We start from the raw sequence: 17,125 nt of genomic DNA on the forward strand, positions 1-17,125 counted from the left end.
TTGGCTATAGGCAACATCATTGTACAGCGATTCCGCTCCGCCAGCCCGGCATCGCCGCAATGCGGCGTGCCACTGTCGCGTGGTTGCCGCAGATGCCGCCCGCAATGCTATTTGACGCGCTGCTTTTCCAGCTTGCGCGCCAGCGTGCGCCGGTGCATGCCGAGGCGGCGCGCCGCTTCCGAGATATTGAACTCCGTTTCGGCCAGCACTGCGTGGATGTGTTCCCATTCCAGTGTCTTGACCGATGTGGCGCGCCCTGTCAGCTCCACGTCGGCGCCGCCCGCCACATGGGCGAAGGCGGCCTCGATATCGTCGGTATTGGACGGCTTGGCAAGGTACTGGGCAGCGCCGAGCTTGACGGCCTCCACGGCCGTGTTGATGCTGGCATAGCCGGTCAGCACGACGATCAGCATGTCCGGGTCGTGCTGGTGCAGCATCTGCACGCAGGCCAGGCCGGAGGAGTTGCCCTTCAGCTTCAGGTCGACCACGGCATAGCCGGGCGCGTGCTCGCCCAGCAGCGCGGCGGCCTCGTCCACGTTCGCGGCATGCAGCACGTGGTAGCCGCGGCGCTCGAAAGAGCGGCCCAGCGTACGGGCAAAGGCTTCGTCGTCCTCGACGATCAGCAGGCAGCGTTGTTCTTCGGTCATTTCAGGTGCGGGTCGGGTGCGGGTGAGGTGAAATCCGTTTCGGGGCCGGCAAAGCCGGACGACGCGTCGTCGAGGGCGATCGAGGACAGCGGCAGGCGGATCACCACTTCGGCGCCGCCTTCCTCCCGGTTGCGCGCGCCGACGGTGCCGCCCAGCGTGCGGGCCACGTTCACCACCAGGAACAGGCCCAGCCCGCTGCCGGGCCTGCCCTTGGTGGAATTATACGGTTTGCCGATCTGCGCCAGCACCGCCGGGTCGAAACCGGGGCCGGCGTCCAGCACGCGCAGGATCAGGTGGCCGTCGTCGCGCGTGGCTTCCATCTCTACCCGCGCCGGCGACGCCTCCAGTGCATTGTCGAGCACGTTGCAGATCATCTGCTTGAGCGTCTCGTCGAACACCACCGGCAGGTCGCCCTTGAGGCGGTTGAAGTAAAAGAAATGCTGCACCGGCCGGGTGCCGCGCCATTCCTGCGCCAGTTCGTCGAGGAAGGTTGCCAGCGTGGTCTTGGTCGACGATTCGCCGCGCGTCTCGCCGGCCGACAGCAGGATGCCCGAAACGATGGCCTTGCAGCGCTTGAGCTGCGTCTGCATCTCGCCGATTTCCTCAAGCAGTTCGGGATTGCGGGCAAACTCCGGCATGCGCTTCCAGTCGCCCAGGATCACCGACAGCGTGGCCAGCGGCGTACCGAGTTCGTGGGCCGCGCCGCTGGCAAGAAGGCCCATGCGCACCACATGCTCTTCCTCGGCGGCGCGCTGGCGCAGGTCGGCCAGCTGGGCATCGCCGGCGCGCAGGTTGGCGGTGATGCGGGTGATGAAGAACACCAGCAGCGCGGCGTTCAGCATGAAGCAGATCAGCATGCCCTGCACGTACAGCGACAGCACGCCGCCGGTGTGCTCGACGTCGAGTGGCAGCGGCAGGTGGTTGCGCGACAGGCCGGCCAGGCAGGCGGCGGTGATCAGCACGAACGTCCACGCATACGCCGGCGCGAGCAGCACGGCCGACAGGATCACCTGCAGCAGGTACAGGAAGGCAAACGGATTGGTCGCGCCGCCCGACAGGTACAGCTGCGAAGTCAGGATCGCCACGTCCACCAGCAGCGCCATGAACAGCTCGGTATTGCGCACGTAGCGCACTTCGTGCCAGCGCAGGTGGCTGGCCACGTTGAAGGCGATCAGGCAGGCCAGCACCTGCAGCATCGGCACCAGCGGCAGCACGATGCCGTAGAGATAGGTCGCGGCGGTGATCGTGGCCACCTGGCCGACCACGGCGATCCAGCGCAGCTGGATCAGCTGCATCATGTTCTTGTGGCCGGCCGCGTACTCGACGCCGGCCGCCGCGACCTGCTCGCGGCGGCCATCCGGCTTGCGGCGTTCCTCGGTGCGCCGCTCTTCGCGCCCGCTCGCGTCGCCCCGCTCTACTTCAGTCCGCTTCTTCATCCGCTCCCCTCATGCTGCGCCGGTCGTGGCGCAGCACGAGATAATAGCCGCCCGCGACCATCGCGGCCAGCCCGAACCACGTCAGTGCATAGACCAGGTGGTTGTTCGGGAACGCGATCACGGTCAGTCCGCCGGTCGGATGTTCGTCCGCGGCACGTGGATATTCCTGCCCTTTCGGCGCATCGATGAAGAACGGTGCCGCCTGCGGCATCCCCCTGGCCAGGGCCATCGGCCCGATGTCGCGGGTGTACCAGCGGTCGTTTGCCGGATCGTTCTCGCGCAGGATGCGGCCCTTCGGCTCGGGGAAACGCAGCAGGCCCGCGATCTCGACCGGCATGCCGCCGGCCGCGCAGGGATCGCGCCCCGCCTTCGGCGGCGCCGGCAGCTTCAGGTCGCCCGACTGCATCGGCACGAAGCCGCGGTTGACGAAGACGATGCCGTCCTCCGTGCACAGCGGCGTCATCAGCCAGAAGCCGATGCCGAGCGCGGTCGTGGTCTGCACGCGGGTGGTGTAATCGTAGAGGAAGGTGCCGCGGACCTTCACGCGCAGGTATTCGTGCGTGTCGACGGCCACGCGCGGCCAGTCGGCGGCGCGCGGCGCCGGTACCGGCTCGGCATGCACGCGCGCATCGACGCGGGCGATCAGGTCTTCCTTCCACTGCAGCCGCTTGACCTGCCAGCTGCCGAGGAAAGCAAAGGCGCAAAAGAAAAACGCCGCAGCGGCGGCGAGGGCGATGCGGGTTCCCCTGGAGGGACCCGCTGCCCGCGCGTTCTGCTGCGGCGTCGAACTTGCGCCACCGTGTGGCGCGTCGTTCATGGCATGTCGTGCGCTTGCTGCGGCGTCATGACGTGCGGCATGTTCGGCATCATGTTCTTGTTCATGTGGTACATGACCCACAGCGAACCGGCCAGCGTGATGACGACGATGATGATCGTGAAGATCAGGGCCAGCATGTTCCAGCCGCCTTCCGACTTCGCGTTCATGTGCAGGAAGTACACCATGTGCACGACCATCTGCACGGCGGCGAAGCCGAGGATCACGAAGCCGGTGGTGGCCGGATCGGTGATCACGTTGTTCATCACGAGCCAGAACGGGATCGCGGTGAGAATCACGGACAGCACGAAGCCGATCACGTAGTCCTTCATCGAGCCATGCACGGACGAGCCGTCGTGGTGATCGTCGTGGTGATCGTCGTGGCCGTGGCCGTGGTGATGTTGGCCGCTCATGGCAGAACTCCCATCAGGTAGACAAAGGTAAACACGCCGATCCAGATCACGTCCAGGAAGTGCCAGAACAGCGACAGGCAATTCAGGCGGCGCAGGTTTTCCGGAATCAGGCCGTGCTTGCTGATCTGGAACATCAGCGTGACCAGCCAGATGGCACCGAACGTCACGTGCAGGCCGTGGGTACCGACCAGCGCGAAGAACGCCGTCAGGAAGCCGCTGCGCTGCGGGCCCGCGCCCAGGTGGATCAGGTGGTGGAATTCATAGATTTCCACCGCCAGGAACAGCAGGCCGAAGACGCCCGTGATGCCCAGCCACAGCAGCGTGCCGGACTTGTTCCTTGCCTTGGCCTGCAGCATCGCAAAGCCGTACGTGATCGACGAGAACAGCAGGAACGCCGTGTTCAGGGCGATCAGCTTCAGGTCGAACAGCTCGGCGCCGCCCGGGCCGCCGGCGTAGTTGCGACCCAGTACGGCATAGGTCGCGAACAGGCAGGCGAAGATCAGGCAATCGCTCATCAGGTAGATCCAGAAACCCAGCATGGTGCCGTTTTCCGGATGGTGCTCGCGCACCAGGTAGCGCGAGCTCGGGTCGGCGCTAGCCGCGCCGGCGGAGGTTACGTAGGTATCAGACATGGCTTCCCAGCAAAGCGGTATGGCGTTCTTCGGTACGGGTCACTTCTTCCGCCGAAATGTAGTAATCGCGCTTGTAGTTGAACGTGTGGACGATGATCGCGACCATCATGGCGACGAAGCCGGCGATGACCAGCGGCCACATGTGCCAGATGATGCCGAAGCCGACCACGGCCGACAGCGCCGCGATGATGAAGCCCGCACCGGTATTGGCCGGCATGTGGATCTTCACGTAGTCCTTCAGCGGACGCTGGTAGCCGTTCTTCTTCATGTCGGCCCAGCTGTCGTTGTCGTGCACGACCGGGGTGAACGCGAAGTTGTAGTCAGGCGGCGGCGACGACGTCGACCACTCCAGCGTACGGCCTTCCCATGGGTCGCCCGTCACGTCGCGCAGCTGCTTGCGGCGCAGGAACGACACGAAGAACTGCATCAGCATCGCGCCGATACCGCCGGCGATCATCAGCACGCCGAGGAAGGCGACCACGAAGTACGGCTGCATGGCCGGATCTTCCAGCATGTTCAGGCGACGCGTGACGCCCATGAAGCCCAGTGCGTACACCGGCATCCAGGCAACATAGAAGCCGACCACCCACAGCCAGAACGATACCTTGCCCCAGAACACGTCGAGCTTGTAGCCGAACGCTTTCGGGAACCAGTAGTTGATACCTGCGAACAGGCCGAACAGCACGCCACCGATGATCACGTTGTGGAAGTGGGCGATCAGGAACAGCGAGTTGTGCAGCACGAAGTCGGCCGGCGGAATCGCCAGCATCACGCCGGTCATGCCGCCGATCGTGAAGGTGACCATGAAGGCCACGGTCCACATCATCGGCAGTTCGAAGCGGATACGGCCGCGGTACATCGTGAACAGCCAGTTGAACAGCTTGGCGCCGGTCGGGATCGAGATGATCATCGTGGTGATGCCGAAGAAGGCGTTCACCGACGCGCCGGAACCCATCGTGAAGAAGTGGTGCAGCCACACGAGGTAGGACAGGATCATGATCACGCAGGTCGCGTACACCATCGAGGTGTAGCCGAACAGGCGCTTCGAGCAGAACGTCGACACCACTTCCGAGAAGATGCCGAAGCACGGCAGGATCAGGATGTACACCTCGGGGTGGCCCCAGATCCAGATCAGGTTCACGTACATCATGGCGTTGCCGCCCATTTCGTTCGTGAAGAAGTGCGTGCCCAGCAGGCGGTCCATGCCCAGCATGGCCAGCACGGCGGTCAGCACCGGGAAGGCGGCCACGATCAGGATGTTGGTGCACAGCGCGGTCCACGTGAACACCGGCATCTTCATCAGGTCCATGCCCGGCGCGCGCATCTTGACGATGGTGACGATCAGGTTGACGCCGGACAGCAATGTGCCGACCCCGGCGATCTGCAATGACCAGATGTAGTAATCCACCCCCACGTCGGGCGAGGCAAGGATGCCGGACAGCGGCGGATAGGCCAGCCAGCCGGTACGGGCGAATTCGCCGACGAACAGCGACGCCATCACCAGCACGGCGCCCATCGCGGTCATCCAGAACGAGAAGTTGTTCAGGAACGGGAATGCCACGTCGCGCGCGCCGATCTGCAGCGGCACCACGTAGTTCATCAGGCCCGTGACCAGCGGCATCGCCACGAAGAAGATCATGATCACGCCATGGGCGGTGAAGACCTGGTCGTAGTGGTGCGGCGGCAGGAAGCCGGCATTGTCGCCGAAGGCGATGGCCTGCTGGGCGCGCATCATCAGCGCGTCGGCGAAGCCGCGCAGCAGCATGACCAGGCCGAGGATCATGTACATGATCCCGATCCGCTTATGGTCGATACTGGTAAACCAGTTACGCCACAGGTTGCCCCAGACGCGGAAATACGTCATCGCTCCCAGCAGCGCTCCGCCACCCAGGATGACGGCGGCGAAGGTGACGAGCAGGATCGGCTCGTGGAACGGGATCGCTTCCCAGCTCAGCCTGCCGAAGAAGGCATGGTTTTCAGTTGGATACGCTTGCATTGTTGCTCTTCATGGAAAGTTGGGTCTTGTCCGCGGGCGTCGTGCAGATTTCCGCGTCGGCTTGCGCCAGCTTGGCAACCTCGCTGGCACCCCGCCGGCGCGCTTCCTGGTGGGCCTTGTGCTTGGCGTTGCGGTTGGCATCGTCATGCATCTGGTGGGCCATACACGGCGTGCCCGGCTCGACGCACAGGTTCAGGATGGCGTCATACAGCGTGTTGTCGACGGTGGCCCAGCGGCGTACCGGATCCTTTTCGCTCGGCTTGGCCAGCTGCGAATACTCCGGACGCTGCAGCGAACCGCCTTCGGCTTTCACCTTCGCCACGTAGGCGTCGAAGTCGCCCTGGTTCATCGCGTGATACTTGAAGCGCATGTGCGTGAAGCCGGCGCCACTGTAGTTCGACGAGAAGCCGTCGTACGTGCCGACCTTGTTCATGACCGCGTTCAGCTGGGTTTCCATGGCGGGCATCGTGTAGATCATGCCTGCCATTGCCGGGATGTAGAACGCATTCATCACGGACGACGCAGTCATGCGGAACTTGATCGGACGGTCGATCGGCGTGGCCAGCTCATTCACGGTGGCGATGCCCTGCTCCGGGTAGATGAACAGCCACTTCCAGTCCAGCGCCACGACCTGCACTTCCATCGGCCGCACGTCGGCCGGCAGCGGGCGCTTCTCGTCGAGGCGCTGCAACGGGCGGTACGGATCCAGCAGGTGGGTGCTGATCCAGGTGATCAGGCCCAGTACGATGATCAGCAGCAGGGGCACGCCCCAGATCACGAGCTCCAGCTTGGTGGAGTGATCCCAGTCCGGATCGTACTTCGCGGACGTGTTGCTTTGACGATAACGCCAGGCGAACCAGAGCGTCAATGCAATGACAGGAACGACGATCAGGCACATCAGGAGGAACGATACGATTACCAGATGAGCCTGCTGCGCCGCGATATCACCGGACGGATTCAACACCACCGTATTGCAGCCGGTGAGCCACAACAGGGGGAGAAGACCCAGTCCACTGCGAACAATGGATGATTTCATTAAGTTATGTGCGCTACAGAGGATTGAGAACATGCTACTGTACCGTCACAGGCGTGCGAAATGGAATTGGACACTTTGTCCCACCCCCGACTTGCAGAGACTGGTAATTGGTAGCAGCTGGTTGTTCCAGGCAGGTTCCACCAGGCAGGTTCTGCCAGGCAGGTTCTGTAATGTGCACGCGGCGCCGGAAAAATCGCTTTAGTATGGATTTTTCATTTATGTAGTGCGGCGCACAGTCGAGCGAAGCACAGTCGAGGTAAGGTTTCATCGTGGATTTCAATTTGTCCAATCCGGTTCGCAAGAACCTGGTACAACCATGAGAGACGAATATGGCAACGACTACCTATGACGGAAGTAACCTCCCGGCGGATTATCAGCCAAGTCCCACCAGCAGCGGCGCACGCAACATTAATGCGCGCGACGGCGAAATACACCCCGGCGAGATTGCCGTTGGCGTGGTCATCGGCCGAGCGTCCGAATATTTCGACTTTTTCGTCTACGCGATCGCTTCGGTGCTGGTCTTCCCCTCCCTGTTCTTTCCGTTCGACGACCGGCTGACCGCCACCCTGTATTCCTTTGTCATCTTTTCGTTTGCCTTCATCGCGCGGCCGTTCGGCACCGTGTTCTTCATGTGGATACAGCGGCGTTTTTCCCGTGAAGGCAAGCTGACCGGCGCCCTCTTCCTGCTCGGCATTTCCACCGTCGGCATTGCTTTCCTGCCATCGTTCGCCAATGCCGGCACCACGGCCATCGTGCTGCTGGCGCTGTTCCGCATCGGCCAGGGCCTGGCCCAGGGTGGTTCGTGGGACGGTCTGCCGTCGCTGCTGGCGCTGAATGCGCCGCAGAACAAGCGCGGCTGGTACGCGATGCTGGGCCAGCTGGGCGCACCGGCCGGCTTCATGGTCGCCGCCGGTATCTTTGCCTACATGATTTCCAGCGTATCGGCACTGGACTTCCTCGACTGGGGCTGGCGCTTCCCGTTCTTCGTGGCCTTCGCCATCAACGTGGTCGCCCTGTTCGCCCGCCTGCGCCTGGTGTCCACACCCGAGTATTCCCGCCTGCTCGACGAACGCGAGCTGGAACCCGTCAGCCTGTCCGAGCTGTCGCATACCCAGGGCCGCAACGTGATCATTGGCGCCCTGGCCGCGCTCGCCAGCTATGCGCTGTTCCACCTGGTAACGGTGTTCCCGCTGTCGTGGGTGCAGCTGTACTCGACCCGCACGCTGGACGGTTTCCTGTGGCTGCAGTTCTGGGGCGCCGGCGTGGCGCTGATCGCCACCATCCTGTCAGGCCTGATCGCCGACCGTTTCGGCCGCCGTACCACGCTCGGCACGCTGGCCGCGCTGATCGCCGTGTTCTCCGGCTTCGTGCCGACCCTGATGCAGGGCGGCGACTCCGGCCAGAACATCTTCATCATCGTCGGCTTCGCCCTGCTGGGCCTGTCGTACGGCCAGGCTGCCGGCGCCGTGACCGCCAACTTCGCGCCGCGCCACCGCTATACCGGCGCCGCGCTGACGTCCGACCTGGCATGGCTGGTCGGCGCAGCGTTCGCACCGCTGGTCGCGCTGGGCCTGTCGGCGCACTACGGCCTGGGCTATGTCAGCCTGTACCTGCTGTCCGGTGCGGTTGCTTCGCTGGCGGCACTGTCGGTGAACCGCGCGCTGGAGATCAGGAACTGATCGGCCTGCACCGATGAACGGAAAACGGCGGGCATTGCCCGCCGTTTTACATTGCCTGCCGCCTTACATTCCCCGCCGCTTTATGTTGGCGCCGGAACAACTGCGTTGCCACGCAACCGTCAACGCTCGGCGTACAGCAACTCCCCCGCCTCGTTTCCCGGCACGGGCCGGCTGCACAGGAAGCCCTGGATCTCGTCGCAGCCCTGCTGCGTCAGGTAGCCGAGCTGGTCGCGCGTTTCCACGCCCTCGGCGATGATGCGGCAGCCCAGGCTGTGCCCCAGCGTGATCATCGAGCGCACGATCGCCGCGCCCGGGGCGTCGTGCAGCATGTCGCGCACGAAGCTGCGGTCGATCTTCAGGTAGTCCAGCGGAAAGCGGCGCAGGTAGGAAAGGCTGGAGTAGCCGGTGCCGAAATCGTCGATGGAAAGGCGCACCCCGCTCTCCTTCAGGTGCCGCATCGCACCGATGACGGCTTCGATGTTCTGCATCATCAGCGATTCCGTCAGTTCCAGCTCCAGGTATTCCGGGGCCAGTCCGCTGCTGGCGAGCGCATCGCGTACTTCCTGCACGAAACCGGCCTGGCGGAACTGCCGGACCGACACGTTGACCGCCACCGGAACGCGCGGCAGCCCGGCATCCTGCCATTCCTTGGCCTGGCGGCAGGCTTCGTACAGGACCCATTCGCCGATCTCCACGATGCGCCCGGTTTCCTCGGCCACGCCGATGAAGCGGTCCGGCTGCACCAGGCCCAGTTCCGGCTGGTGCCAGCGCAGCAGCGCCTCCAGGCCCGCCACGCGCCCGCTGGCGCAATCGATGCGCGGCTGGAAATACAGCACGAACTCGTGCCGCGTCAGCGCATTGCGCAGGTGTCCTTCGATCAGCGTACGCTCGGTCACGCGGGCGTTCATCTCGCTGGTATAGAACTGCAGCTGGTTGCGGCCGCCGTCCTTGGCGCGATAGAGCGCAATGTCGGCGTGCTTGAACAGCGAAGGCGCCGTATCGCCGTCGCGGGGATACACCGACACGCCCATGCTGCAGGTCAGCGCCAGGTCGTGCGCGCCCAGCCGCATCGGTGCGCTGACCGCGTCGAGCACCGCCTGCACGGTGCGCGGCGACAGCGTGCCGTCGCTCTGCCCTGGCTGGTCCGGCAACAGCAGGATGAATTCGTCGCCGCCCAGCCGCGCCACGGTATCGGAATCGCGCAGCGCGTGGCGCAGCCGGCCCGCCACCGTCTGCAACAGGCTGTCGCCGACGGCGTGGCCCAGCGTGTCGTTGATCAGCTTGAAGTTGTCCAGGTCCAGCACCACGACCCATAGCTGGTGCTCGTAGCGTGCCGCGTAGGCAATCGCCTGTTCCAGGCGGTCGTGGAACAGGTTGCGGTTCGGCAGCCCGGTCAGCGCATCGTGGGTGGACTGGTGCTCCAGTTCGGTCTGGTAGCGTTTCGCCGCCGTGATGTCGTTGATGACGCCGACCCAGTGCGTGGTCGCGCCGTGCATGTCCAGTACCGGCGCCACGTGCAGCTGGTTCCAGAACAGCGTGCCGTCCTTGCGGTAGTTGCGCAGCTCCACCGTCACCTCGCGGCCGGCGCGCAGCGCCTCGCGCAGCGCCGGCATGCCTTCCTGCTCGCGGTCGTCACCCTGCAGGAAGCGGCAATCCTTGCCGATCACCTCGGCCAGCTCGTAGCCGGAGATGCGCGCGAACGCCGGGTTGGCGTAATCGATCACGTCGTCGCCGCCCGAGCGGCGCGTGATCAGGATCGCGTTGACGCTGGCATCGATGGCCCGGCTTTGCAGGCGCAGCTTCGCGCCCGCCTCCCGGCTGGCGGTGATGTCCTCGATCGTGCCCAGCAGGCCGACGATCTCGCCGTGCTGGCCATGCAGCGGCAACTTGTTGACCACGTGCCAGTGCTGGCGGCCATCGGCGGCCGTCAGCGTCTGTTCGCGGCCGCGCACCGGGCGGCCCGTTTCGATCACGGCGCGGTCTTCCGCTTCCTGCGCGGCCTGCGCCGCCGCGCCATGCCAGCCCGCGATATCCTGGTCGCGCCTGCCGATCGTGCTGGCCGGATCGTCCAGGCCGAGGGCGCGTGCGAACAGCCGGTTGCAACCCGCGTAGCGCAGGTCGAGGTCTTTCCAGAAAACCTGCAGCGGCATCGTGTCGATCAGGCGCCGGTACAGCTGTTCGGACTTGTACAGCGCCCGTTCCGTGGCCATCTGCTGCGTCACGTCGAGCGCGAACACGAGGCGAGCGCGGCGTCCTTCGTAGATCAGCGCATGCGACGAGATGCGCACCAGGATCGGCCGCCCGTCGCGCTTCAGGTGCGTCCACACACCGGACGACTGTGGCAGCGCATGCGACGCGCCGGCAATGTCGGCGCTCAGCCGCGCCTGTTCGGATGGCGGCCGGATATCGCGGATCGTCATGTGCAGGAACTCGGCCTCGCCATAGCCATAGTGGCGGCAGGCCGCGGCGTTGACGCGCAGGAAGCGCAGCGTCACCAGGTTGTAGATCCACATCGGCTGCGGATGGTCCTGGAACAAGTCGTCGAAGCGCGTCAGCGGGCGCCGGCTGCGCCATCCCCGCCCCTGCATCGGGAGCGTGCTGCGCGTTGAGGCACGGTGCTGGAATCTCATCATCGGCTCCTGGCGCTGGTTCTGCAGTGAACTATAACCTGACCAGTCCGCTTTGTGCGCAGTGCGCCGACATTCGGCTGGGGGCTAATCCTACGCAAGCAACCAGCATCCTCGCCTAAGATGAGGTGTTGCCGGAACCTCAAGGAGAAGAAGATGTTTTCACTGAACAAGCTCAGCCCGACGATTACCGACATGATCCGCTTCGACCATTCGCATACGCTGGTGACCTTCCACCAGTACACGACGACGCAGAAGCCGAAAGTGAAGAAGGCACTGGCGGAGACCATCTGCACTGCCCTGGAAATTCACGCCACGCTGGAAGAAGAGGTCTTCTACCCGGTGATGCGCCAGCTCGAAGGTGCCGATCCCACCATGCTGAAGGCCGAGCCGGAGCACAACGAAATGCGTCGGCTGATCGCGCAATTGCGCGCCACCAAGCCCACCGAAGCCAGGCACGACGAGCTGGTGCACGAACTGATGCGCGATGTGATGCACCATGTGGCCGACGAGGAAACCGTGCTGCTGCCGGACGCGGAACGCAAGTTGAGCCGCGAGCGCCTGAGCGAACTGGGCGCCGAAATGAACCGCCGCCGCATGCAGCTGGTGGCACCGCAGGCCGGCAAGCTGGCCAGGGACCACGCGATCGGCTTCTCGGGCAGCACCGCCGCCGTGGTACTGGGCGTGGCGGGGGCTGCCTTCGCGGCGCTGAAGCTGTTGCCGCGCAAGCCGACGCACGCCTGAGCGCTCAGCGCGCGCCTGTCACCTGCGCCCCGGCATCGTCCGGCAGGCGCAGGCTGTCGATGACGGCGGCCAGCGCCACCGCGCCCATCGCCGCCAGTGCCAGCCGGAACACGGCCGCGTCGGAGGCCGCCCAGCCGGCCAGCACGCCGAGCTGCAACAGCAATGCCGCGCCGGCAATCCCCAGGCCTGTCGTTACCTGCGTCACGACCGAGAACAGCGTCGATGCGCCGCTCATCTGCGGCGCCGGCACATTGGCGAATGCCAGAGTGTTCAGCGCAGTGAACTGCATCGAACGGAAGATCCCGCAGAAAAACAGCACGCTTGCCACCACGGCGAACGGCGTGTCGGGCCGCAGCAGCGCGCAGGCCGGAAAGCTTGCCGCCAGCAGCGTACCGTTCCATACCAGCACGCGGCGCAAGCCGTACCGGCGCATGATCGGGCCGGTTGCCGGCTTGATGGCGAGGTTGCCGGCAAACAGCGCGAGCAGCAGCAGGCCCGCCGTGGTGCCCGGCAGGCCGAACGCTACCTGGAACATCAACGGCAACAGGAACGGCGCGCTGCCGATGGCGATGCGCGACAGCGACCCGCCGCGCAGCGTGGCCGCAAAAGTGCCGATACGCAGCGGCCGCAGGTCCATCAACGGCGCGGCGGCACGGCGAAAGTGCCGCGCGCACCACCACAGCAGCGCGCCGCCGGCCAGCAGCGCCAGCGCGGCGCCGGTCCAGCGGCCCTGCGCCGGCAGTTCGACGCCCACCACCAGCAGCGTGCAGGCCAGCGCGCTGCCGATGAAGCCCGGCAGGTCGAATGGGCGCGGCGCGGCGCCGGAGGCTGGAATCACCACCAGCGACGCGATCAACAGCAGCACGCCGAGAGGCACATTGAGGAGGAAGATCCATTGCCAGCCCCAGTGCGCCGTGATGAAACCGCCCAGTGCCGGACCGATAATGGGCGCCGCCAGGCCCGGCCATGTAATGGTGGCGATCGCCCGCACCAGCCCGGCCTTCGGCGTGGCGCGCAGCACCACCAGCCGGCCGACCGGCACCATCAGCGCCCCGCCCATGCCCTGCAGGATGCGCGCCGCCGTGAACGCCGCCAGCGATCCGGACAGGGCGCACAGCACGGATGCGGCGGTGAACACGGCGATCGCCATGCCGAATACGCGGCGCGGCCCGTAGCGGTCGGCCAGCCAGCCGCTGGCCGGGATGAAGGCCGCCAGCGCCACCAGGTAGGCCGACAGGCCCACGGACAGATGCGCGGGCTGCGTGCCGAAGCTGTGCGCCATCTGCGGCAGCGACGTGGTGATCGCTGTCGCATCCAGGTTCTCGATGAAAAAGGCGGCGGCGACAAGCCAGGGAACGGCGCGGGCGCGCCGCTTGGCGATGCGGTCGGACATGCAGCGTACTGTGGTATGAAAACAGCACTATAGCCGATGCCGGCCCTCCGGCGGCCCGGCTTCGCCGCCCGACCTTCAGCGCCCGACCTTCAGCGACTGACGGCCAGCGCCTGACGATCAACGGCTGAGAGTCATTGCCGGGCCATCGCTGCCTGACGATCACTGCCTGACGATCACCGCCTCCAGGTAGGCAGCCGGGGCCACCAGCGACGCGCCGCCGGAAATGTCGGCTTCGCGCGCCAGCGCTTCGAGGTCGCGCCGCAATCCGGCCTGCCTGTCGCCATCGAGCGCGGCAAATGCCTTCAGGACCGGGCCGTAGTAATCGCGGAACACCTGCATCATGTGCGCAGGCGAGCGGTAGCGAAAATGAAAGTCGCGCCGCGTGCAACGGATCTCGGCATCGCCAAAGATCTCACGCAGATGGGCTTCGGTGCCCCACAGCGGCGGCCCGGCCAAGCCAGCCGGCGGCGGCACGTAGCTGCCCACCACCTTGAACATCTTGCCGATGAAGCCATCGGGCGTCCAGCTGGCCACGCCGATGCGCCCGCCCGGCCGCGTCACGCGCAGCATCTCGGCCGCGGTACGGCGATGGTCCGGTGCGAACATCGAGCCGAAGGTGGACAGCACGCAGTCGAACTGCCCATCGCCGAACGGCAGCGCTTCGACGTCCGCCACCTGGAACGCCACGTCGAGGCCTTCGGCCAGCGCGCGGGCGCGGCCCTTCTCGAGCAGGTCCGGCACGTAATCGGTGGAAGTGACGCGGGCGAAGCGGCGCGCCGCCGCCAGCGTGGCGTTGCCATTGCCGGCGGCAACGTCGAGCACGCGTTCGTCGGCGCGCACGTCGGCCGCCTCGGCCAGCAGCTCGCCGACGATCTGCAGCGTGGTACCGACGATCGCGAAGTCGCCGCTGGCCCACGTGGCCTGCTGGCGAACCTTGATGGCGGCAAAGTCGGGGGTCGGGGGTGGCGTCACGGCATTGGCGGCGGCGGATAGGTCAGCCAGGTCGGTCATTCTGTTCTCCTTCGGTTTGTCATGGTTGAATGCGGCACGGAGGCTTCCCGCGTGGCCTTGCCATTATTGCCAGAGCGCCGCGCTTGACGCTTGTCCGGCCGTCGTTCATGCTTGACCAAACGTCCGCGATGTGGATAACGGTGCGGGGAGGCAGGCATGGCGGTCGACACGCTGTCCGAAGTGCTGCGCACCGTGCGCCTGCGCGGCGCCGTGTTCTATGCCGTTTCGGTGGGGCCGGAATGGGCCGTCGAGGCACCCGCCTCGGCCGAGGTCGCCGCAATGGTCGTGCCTGGCGCCGACCGCGTGATCGAATACCACGTACTGATCGAGGGCACCGCCTGGGCCTCCCTGCCCGGCCAGCCGCCGGTCCGCCTGGCCGCCGGCGACATCGTCATGTTCCCGCAGGGCGATGCGCACGTGATGGCCAGCGCGCCCGGCGTGCCGCCGCTGCCGTTCTCGATGGACTGGATGCGCGCCACCGACGCGTTACCGAAACCCCTGCCGCTGGCGATCGACGGCGCCGCGCTGACCTGGGGCGACGCGGCGCGCCGGCCGGACGGGCGCAGCGACCTCGTCTGCGGTTTCCTCGGCTGCGATCACGGCCCGTTCAATCCCCTGCTGGAAGCCCTGCCGCGCCTGCTGCACGTGCCGGCCGACGGCGATGGCGCCTGGCTGCGCCAGTCCATGCTGCAGGCCGCCTGCGGCGCCAGCGGGCCGGGCGGCGGCGCCCTTGCCGAGCGCATCAGCGAATCCATGTTCATCGATGCCGTGCGCAGGCATGCCGGCCGCCTGCCCGACCATGCGACCGGCTGGCTGGCCGCCCTGCGCGACCGCCAGGTGGGCCGCGCGCTGGCGCTGATCCATGCCGATCCGCGCCACCCATGGGACGTGGCCCAGCTGGCCGGCGCCGCGGCGCTGTCGCGCTCGGCGTTCTGCGAGCGCTTCGTGCGGCTGCTCGGCGTATCGCCGGCGCGCTACCTGGCACGCTGGCGCATGGAGCTGGCCGCCATGCTGCTGCGCCAGGGCCAGGCCCCGGTCGCCACCATCGCCTTCGAGGTCGGCTATGAATCGGAAGCCGCGTTCACGCGCGCGTTTGCCCGGCTGGTCGGCATGCCGCCCTCGCGCTGGCGCGCCGCGCCGGTTCATTGAGGCAGCGTTTCCGCCGCCCCCTGCCCTGGCGCGGCCCGGCCCGCCGCAGGCCCGCCATTTGCCGAACCGCTTTTCCCATACGTTGCCGATGCGATAGAATCGTGCTCTTTGAACACGACCGGCGGGAACCATGGCAGCAGACATCGAGAATGGCGGGGGCCTGAAGCGGGGGCTGAAAAGCCGGCATATCCAGCTGATCGCACTGGGCGGCGCCATTGGTACCGGGCTGTTCCTCGGCATTGCGCAAACCATCCGCATGGCCGGCCCCTCGGTGCTGCTCGGCTACGCGATCGCCGGTATCGTCGCCTTCCTGATCATGCGCCAGCTGGGCGAAATGGTGGTCGACGAGCCCGTCGCCGGCTCGTTCAGCTTCTTCGCCGCCAAGTACTGCGGCCCGCTGGCCGGCTTCCTGTCGGGCTGGAACTACTGGGTCCTGTATGTACTGGTCAGCATGGCCGAACTGTCGGCGGTCGGCATCTACGTGCAGTACTGGTGGCCGGAGATTCCCACCTGGGTGTCGGCGCTGGCGTTTTTCGTCATCATCAACGCGATCAGCCTGACCAACGTGAAGGCGTTCGGCGAGATGGAATTCTGGTTCGCGATCATCAAGGTGCTGGCCATCGTCGGCATGATCGCTTTCGGCCTGTGGCTGCTGGCGTCCGGCGGCGCCGGGCCGGAAGCGACCGTGGCGAACCTGTGGCAGCACGGCGGCTTCTTCCCGAACGGCGTGAGCGGCCTGGTGATGGCCATCGCCGTGATCATGTTCTCGTTCGGCGGCCTGGAACTGGTGGGCATCACGGCGGCCGAGGCGGACGACCCGTCGCGCACGATCCCGAAAGCCACCAACCAGGCCATCTACCGGATCCTGATCTTCTATATCGGCGCGCTGGGCGTCCTGCTGTCGCTGTACCCATGGCAGAAGGTGGTGGAAGGCGGTTCGCCGTTCGTGCTGATCTTCCATGCCCTCGATGCCGAAGCCGTGGCGCACGCGCTGAACGCCGTGGTGCTGACGGCCGCGCTGTCGGTCTACAACAGCTGCGTGTATTGCAACAGCCGCATGCTGTACGGCCTGGCGCTGCAGGGCAATGCGCCGCGCTCGCTGCTGAAGGTCAATGCGCGCGGCGTGCCGCTCGCCGCGCTGGGCGTGTCGGCCGTGGCCACGGCGGTGTGCGTCAGCGTCAATTACTTCATGCCGGGAAAGGCCTTCGAACTGCTGATGGGCCTGGTCGTATCGGCGCTGATCATCAATTGGGGCATGATCAGCTGGATCCACCTGCGCTTCCGCGCCGCCAAGCGCGCGCAGGGCCTGCAAACCGGTTTTCCGAGCCCGCTGGTGCCGCTGGCGAACTGGCTGTGCCTGGCGTTCCTGGGCGGGGTGCTGGTCGTGATGTACCTGACGCCGGGCCTGCGGATTTCGGTGTACATGATCCCGGTATGGCTGCTGGTACTGTGCGCAGGCTACTGGAGCAAGCAGCGCAAGGCGGCCCAGCTCGCCGCCTGAAGTCCCGGCCGGCGCTGTGCCACGCGGCCGCCAGGCCGCGCGCTCCA

14 protein-coding genes are annotated in these 17,125 nt (G+C 66.0%); 4 read left to right on the forward strand and 10 right to left on the reverse strand.

The window, feature by feature from the left end:
- Positions 1 to 107 precede the first annotated feature (107 nt).
- From ACY34H_RS02225 to cyoA, 7 genes are read right to left on the reverse strand one after another with little or no spacing between them, the layout of a single operon-like run.
- Positions 108 to 647, reverse strand: coding sequence for a response regulator transcription factor (locus ACY34H_RS02225; RefSeq protein ID WP_464975847.1), 540 nt, complete (start codon positions 645 to 647; stop codon positions 108 to 110).
- Entirely contained in the window at positions 644 to 2,083 is a 1,440-nt protein-coding gene (locus ACY34H_RS02230) for an ATP-binding protein (RefSeq protein WP_464975848.1), read from the reverse strand. Before ACY34H_RS02230 ends, ACY34H_RS02225 begins: the two co-directional genes overlap by 4 nt.
- Positions 2,067 to 2,900 carry an SURF1 family protein gene (locus ACY34H_RS02235; protein WP_464975849.1) on the reverse strand — a complete coding sequence of 278 codons (834 nt, stop codon included), beginning with the start codon at positions 2,898 to 2,900 and terminating at the stop codon, positions 2,067 to 2,069. Before ACY34H_RS02235 ends, ACY34H_RS02230 begins: the two co-directional genes overlap by 17 nt.
- Positions 2,897 to 3,310, reverse strand: coding sequence for a cytochrome o ubiquinol oxidase subunit IV (gene cyoD, locus ACY34H_RS02240; RefSeq protein WP_464975850.1), 414 nt, complete (start codon positions 3,308 to 3,310; stop codon positions 2,897 to 2,899). The genes ACY34H_RS02235 and cyoD overlap by 4 nt, the downstream gene beginning before the upstream one ends.
- Entirely contained in the window at positions 3,307 to 3,942 is a 636-nt protein-coding gene (cyoC, locus tag ACY34H_RS02245) for a cytochrome o ubiquinol oxidase subunit III (RefSeq protein ID WP_464975851.1), read from the reverse strand. Before cyoC ends, cyoD begins: the two co-directional genes overlap by 4 nt.
- The gene (cyoB, locus tag ACY34H_RS02250; RefSeq protein ID WP_464975852.1) at positions 3,935 to 5,938 is read right to left on the reverse strand and encodes a cytochrome o ubiquinol oxidase subunit I; all 2,004 of its coding nucleotides are present in this window, start codon (positions 5,936 to 5,938) and stop codon (positions 3,935 to 3,937) included. Before cyoB ends, cyoC begins: the two co-directional genes overlap by 8 nt.
- Positions 5,919 to 6,974 carry a ubiquinol oxidase subunit II gene (cyoA, locus tag ACY34H_RS02255; protein ID WP_464975853.1) on the reverse strand — a complete coding sequence of 352 codons (1,056 nt, stop codon included), beginning with the start codon at positions 6,972 to 6,974 and terminating at the stop codon, positions 5,919 to 5,921. Before cyoA ends, cyoB begins: the two co-directional genes overlap by 20 nt.
- 329 nt (positions 6,975 to 7,303) lie before the next feature.
- Between cyoA and ACY34H_RS02260 the strand changes: the two genes are divergently transcribed.
- Positions 7,304 to 8,653: an MFS transporter gene (locus tag ACY34H_RS02260; RefSeq protein ID WP_464975854.1), complete on the forward strand. Its 1,350-nt coding sequence runs from the start codon at positions 7,304 to 7,306 to the stop codon at positions 8,651 to 8,653.
- A 119-nt stretch (positions 8,654 to 8,772) separates the two neighbouring features.
- On the opposite strand, the gene ACY34H_RS02265 is transcribed toward ACY34H_RS02260, so the two are convergent.
- Complete coding sequence (locus tag ACY34H_RS02265; protein WP_464975855.1) at positions 8,773 to 11,286, reverse strand: sensor domain-containing protein; 2,514 nt, start codon at positions 11,284 to 11,286, stop codon at positions 8,773 to 8,775.
- Between the two features lie 150 nt (positions 11,287 to 11,436).
- Here ACY34H_RS02265 and ACY34H_RS02270 point away from each other — a divergent pair, with 150 nt between their 5' ends.
- Positions 11,437 to 12,024 carry a hemerythrin domain-containing protein gene (locus tag ACY34H_RS02270; RefSeq protein WP_464975856.1) on the forward strand — a complete coding sequence of 196 codons (588 nt, stop codon included), beginning with the start codon at positions 11,437 to 11,439 and terminating at the stop codon, positions 12,022 to 12,024.
- 4 nt (positions 12,025 to 12,028) lie between these two features.
- Here the strand turns inward: ACY34H_RS02270 and ACY34H_RS02275 are convergent, their stop codons facing one another.
- Both ACY34H_RS02275 and ACY34H_RS02280 read right to left on the reverse strand, forming a co-directional pair.
- Positions 12,029 to 13,417: an MFS transporter gene (locus tag ACY34H_RS02275; RefSeq protein WP_464975857.1), complete on the reverse strand. Its 1,389-nt coding sequence runs from the start codon at positions 13,415 to 13,417 to the stop codon at positions 12,029 to 12,031.
- 159 nt (positions 13,418 to 13,576) lie between these two features.
- Positions 13,577 to 14,428 carry a class I SAM-dependent methyltransferase gene (locus ACY34H_RS02280; protein WP_464975858.1) on the reverse strand — a complete coding sequence of 284 codons (852 nt, stop codon included), beginning with the start codon at positions 14,426 to 14,428 and terminating at the stop codon, positions 13,577 to 13,579.
- Between the two features lie 156 nt (positions 14,429 to 14,584).
- On the opposite strand from ACY34H_RS02280, the gene ACY34H_RS02285 reads away from it, so the two are divergent.
- Positions 14,585 to 15,577 (forward strand): AraC family transcriptional regulator, encoded by a 993-nt coding sequence (locus ACY34H_RS02285; protein WP_464975859.1) that lies wholly within the window; start codon positions 14,585 to 14,587, stop codon positions 15,575 to 15,577.
- Between the two features lie 130 nt (positions 15,578 to 15,707).
- Positions 15,708 to 17,078, forward strand: a complete 1,371-nt coding sequence (locus ACY34H_RS02290; RefSeq protein ID WP_464975860.1) for an amino acid permease — start codon at positions 15,708 to 15,710, stop codon at positions 17,076 to 17,078.
- Positions 17,079 to 17,125: the final 47 nt, after the last annotated feature.

It is taken from the genome of Pseudoduganella sp. jia 9, from assembly GCF_055502615.1.